This window comes from Caballeronia sp. (genome assembly GCF_049581465.1).
Taxonomy (GTDB): domain Bacteria; phylum Pseudomonadota; class Gammaproteobacteria; order Burkholderiales; family Burkholderiaceae; genus Caballeronia.
In genome coordinates, this window is sequence record NZ_JBAUSA010001323.1 from 1 (window position 1) to 4700 (window position 4700).

At 62.3% G+C, this 4700-nt stretch carries 3 protein-coding genes and 1 pseudogene; all 4 read right to left on the minus strand.

Annotation, left to right across the window (positions count from 1 at the left end; translation table 11 throughout):
- Positions 1-437 (minus strand): annotated as a pseudogene (esaR, locus tag WCA53_RS32015) (response regulator transcription factor EsaR); the annotation flags it as partial.
- Complete coding sequence (locus WCA53_RS32020; RefSeq protein WP_423921224.1) at positions 438-2831, minus strand: ATP-binding protein; 2394 nt, start codon at positions 2829-2831, stop codon at positions 438-440.
- A gap of 34 nt (positions 2832-2865) precedes the next feature.
- Complete coding sequence (locus tag WCA53_RS32025) at positions 2866-3423, minus strand: DUF4390 domain-containing protein (protein ID WP_423921229.1); 558 nt, start codon at positions 3421-3423, stop codon at positions 2866-2868.
- Between the two features lie 47 nt (positions 3424-3470).
- Positions 3471-4700: 16S rRNA (cytosine(967)-C(5))-methyltransferase RsmB (gene rsmB / locus WCA53_RS32030; protein ID WP_423921227.1), on the minus strand; the 1230-nt coding region annotated here is incomplete at its 5' end.

Here is a 4700-nt window from a genome sequence, read left to right on the forward strand (position 1 = left end):
GTCGCCGGCACGCTCGACAAGCCACCCGACATCAGCGGTTTCGCCGCCGTCGACGCCACCGGCGTCGCCGCCGTGCCGCGCGCGAGTCCCTGCTCGACCGCCTTCAGCAGTTTTTGCAGCGCGATCGGTTTTTCGAGGAAATTCAGCGCGCCGATTTTCGTCGCCTCGACGGCGGTGTCGATGGTCGCGTGGCCCGACATCATGATCACCGGCATGGTCAGCTTGCCCTGCGCCGCCCACTCCTTGAGCAACGTGACGCCGTCGGTATCGGGCATCCAGATGTCGAGCAGCACGAGATCCGGCGCCTGCCGCAGCCGATACTCCCGCGCGTGCTGCGCGTTCTCCGCCGTCTCCACCACGTGACCTTCGTCGCTCAGGATTTCCGAGAGCAATTCCCGGATACCCATTTCGTCGTCTACCACCAGGATGGTTGCCATTTACGCTGCCCTTGTCTGCACTAATGCTTTTGTCGTTCCGTGACCTGCACCCGCTCCGTGCCCGGGCGTTGTAGCGCCCGGTTCGGCGGTGTCGTCCGCGAGTTGGAGGAACAGAATTGAGATCTGCGCGCCTTCAATGACATCCCCGGCCTTCGACCGGTTCCGTATGTCGACTCGCGCGCCGTGCTCATCGACGATCTTTTTGACCGTTGCAAGACCCAGGCCCGTACCCTTGGCCTTGGTCGTCACATACGGTTCGAACGCGCGCGAAAGAATGCGCGCGGAAAAACCTGGCCCGTTGTCCGACACCGTCAGCCGCACTGCCACGTGAACATGTCCGGTCGCATCAGGGTCGCCATATTCTACTGTCTTCGTTTCAAGCCGCACGTGAGGTTCGGCAGTATCGATGACCGCATCGAGCGAGTTCTGTAACAGATTGTGGATAACCTGTCGAAGCTGCGTGGCGTCGCCGCGAATCACCGGCAATTTCGCGAGGTCGACCGTAATAATGCTCTTGCCTTCCTCGATGCCGTACAGCGTCAACACTTCTGTCACTAGTTCGTTCAACTGCAAATTGCCCAATACGGCCGGCGGCGTGCGCGCGTATTCGCGGAAGTCGTCAACCATGCGCTTCATCGCCTGCACCTGGTTCACGATCGTCGTCGCGCCACGCTTGAGCACCTCGGCATCGGCGGGACTGAGTTTGTCCGTGAGCTTCATTTGCAACCGTTCGGCCGATAGCTGGATCGGCGTGAGCGGGTTCTTGATCTCGTGCGCAAGACGCCGCGCCACTTCGCCCCATGCCACCGAACGCTGCGCCGAGATGACGTCGGAGATGTCGTCGAACACCACGACATAGCCGGTCGTTTCGGCGTCGTCGGATTCGTTCTCCGTCGCGCTCAACAATCGCGTGCCGCGTACGAGCAAGGTCAGCGGATCATTCTCGCCCGCTACCGGCACGGCAAGTTGCTGCTGCCAGTGGCCGCGGTCGCCGACCGGCTTGCCGCTGCCACTCGCCGCGGCATCGCGATCAGCGAACGCCTTGCGCACCATCGCGCCGAACTCCGCCAGCACGCCGATCTGCTCAAGCGGAAAATTAAGCGAAGCGCTGAACGGCTGGCGGAAAATCCGCTCGGCGCCGCGATTGGCCGTGGTCAAGCGGAACTGTCGATCGAACACAAACACGCCGGCCGTCAAGTTCGCGAGAATGCTCTCGAGATACGCCTTCGAATGTTCCAGCGCGATCCGATTGTTCTCAACCGCCGCGCGGGCCTCGGACAATTGCCGAGTCATTGCGTTGAAGGACTGCGTCAGGAAACCGAGTTCGTCGCGCGACTTCACTTCGCGCTTGGGCGTGTAGTCGCCCTCGGCGACTTCCTTCGTGCCCTGTGCGAGCAGGAACAGCGGCCGCGCAAGCTGATTGCCGAGCGCGAGCGCCAGCATCATCGCAATAAACGTGGCGAGGAACAGCGCAAGCGTCAGCGTGCCGATATACATCTTGCGCAAGCCGGTGCGCCCGAGCGCCTTCTCCTGATACTCGCGATACGCACGCTGCACGGCATCGGCGTTGCGAGCGAGCGCCGTACTGACGGGCTGCTCGATTTGCAGGAACCTTTCGGCTGGCTGAAGTTCGGTGGTCGAGCTATCGGGGATCTTGACGATCACCCTTAGCCTCAGTGCCCCCTTCGGCCCGGTCAAATTCGAATCGCCGTCGACCTCGCCTTCGATCGCGCCATACGGCCCGCCACGCGCCTGACTCAATTGCAACGGCGACGGCAGGTCATCGGGGACGAGCGCCGCAAAGTTGCTCGAAGCCTGAGCAACAACACGTACGTCGGGCGCGGTGCCGGATCCGCTTCGCATAGGCTCCACGATGGTCGCGTCCTGCACGTTGAACTGATCGCGCAGGCGCAGCAGCGTGAGAGTCAGGCTGGTTGGATCGGCGCTTGCGAGTTGGTCGCCCATCAGGCGGCCCTTGTTTTGCAGATCGGACAAGGACGCGTCGAGCATGCCGCGCCCGAGATTCAAGCCTGACGTCAGCGCGGTTTCCACATTCACGTCGAACCACGATTCAATACTGCGCGACACAAACTGGTACGACACCACGTAGATGATGGCGCCCGGCACCACGCCCACAAGCGCAAAAATAAACGCGAGCTTCGCGAGCAGCCGCGTGCCGAACTTGCCCTGTCGCACACGCGTGATGATGATCACGACGAGGCCGACCACGATCAGCAGCAACACCACCGCCACGGCAAGGTTCGCGGCGTAGAGCCACTGATAGTAGCGATCGAAGAACTCGGTATTGGCGCTGGCAAGAGCCAGCATCACGAGCAGGAGAATGGCCGTCAGCGCAACGGTCACGACGAGCGCGCGAATCACGATGCTCGTCATGTTCGTTTTCTGGCGCAGCGGCGGGCGGCGAAGGTTATTTAGCAATGGTCGCCGCCGTAAAAGTAAACCGCTTCCAGTCGGAAGAAAGATTCCAGTCGCGGTTGTTGACCGCATCGATCTGGAACGGCTTGGGCATCAGCGCAATGTCGAGCTGCATGCGCACCGACGCGTTGTAGGTCTCGCCAGGCAGTACCTGGTTGCGCTCGATCACATGCCACGACGTGACGTGCTTGACGACCGCGAGCGCTTCCTGAAGGGTGGCGAAACCGAGCTGTAATCCGCCCGTGGACACGCGATATTCACGCGTCAGCGGCTGAAACGACAGCCGGATACTCTGCGAAACGTTCACCGGTTCTTCGTCGAACCAATACCAGCGCGGGCGTGAAAGATTGAAGTCGGTTGTGAAGTAAAGCGGCACGCCCTTGTTCACTGCGTCTTCCAGGCTGCTGTTCAACTCGAAGTCAAAACGCGCGTCGAGGCTCCAGCCGCCGCCGTCGGCCTGCAACGACGCGCGCTGCACGGCGATTGGATCGGCCAATGCAGGCGCAGCGCTCAGGAAAGACAGCGCGAGGCTCAGCAGCCAGGCCAGCACGACCCGGCCAACAGCCACGCGCGGCAGCGGAAAAAAGCGTTTAATCGTCACCGTTTCTGGAAGCGCGCGTAGAAGAATCCGTCGTGGTCCGCGAAGGGTTCCGCGTCCTGGTTCGATACTGAGCGGTCAGGATGCGCCGCGCCTTGAGTTGCCTCCGATTCAGCCGCATTGACGCGGCTGGTCATCGGCAATAATTGCCCCGGCGCGTTCAATCGTACCGCATCTTCGTGAACGTCTCCAAACCACTGTGCCTGCAACTCGCCCTCCTCAGGAAAGATCGAGCACGTAACGTAGAGCAATTCACCGCCTGTTGCCACGAGCGGCCAAAGCGCGGCGAGAATGCGCCGCTGCTCTTCAACCAGCGCGGGAATATCCGAGGGCCGGCGCAGCCAGCGAATGTCCGGATGACGCCGCACAATACCCGAGGCTGAGCACGGCACGTCGGCGAGAATCCGGTCGAACGGATCGCCATCCGACCACGCTGGCGGATCGCCGGCATCGCCCACGCGAATCTCGGCTTCGAGGTGAAGCCGCTGCAAATTCTCTCCGATACGCCGCGCGCGCCCAGCATCGCTTTCGAGCGCGATCAGTTCGACCTTTGCCAGTTCCAGCACGTGTCCGGTCTTGCCGCCCGGCGCTGCACATGCGTCGAGCACACGCATGCCGTCGCGCACATTCAGCAACTGCGCGGCGAGTTGGGCTCCCGCGTCCTGAACGGAAACAATGCCGTCGGCGAAACCGGGAATCTTGTCGACACCCATTGGCGTCTTGAGGCGCACCGCGTGCAGGCCTGCCGCTTCAGCTTCGATGTCCTCGTTCGCGAGCACGCCGAGGTATTGCTCAACGGTCATGCGCCGCGCGTTGACCCGCAGAGTGAGCGGGCCTTGCCGATTGCCGGCGTCGAGAATGCTTTCCCATGCATCGGGCTGGCCGCGCCTGACGGCGTCGATCCACCACGCCGGATAGTTAAAGCGCACGACGGGGTCCTTGTTGACCTCCGCCAGCAAAGTGTCACGATCGCGCAGGAAGGTGCGCAATACGGCGTTGACCAGGCCCTTTGCAAACGCCAGATCGCGGCGCGCGGCGATCGCATTGACCGCCTGGTCGACGACCGTAAACGCTGTGTAGGCTGCATGCGCCTCGTCGTCGACAAGCAGCGCGAACGCGCACGCCATCACATTCGACACGTGTGGCGGGGGCGCCTTGCGCACCATTTTGGCAAGCAGCGCATCTGCAACGGCGAGCCGCCGCAGCGTCCGGTAAGCGATGTCCTGGGT

Coding starts and splice junctions, on each gene's coding strand:
- WCA53_RS32020 (WP_423921224.1), bottom strand. CDS start 2,831: ATGACGAGCATCGTGATTCGCGCGCTCGTCGTGACCGTTGCGCTGACG.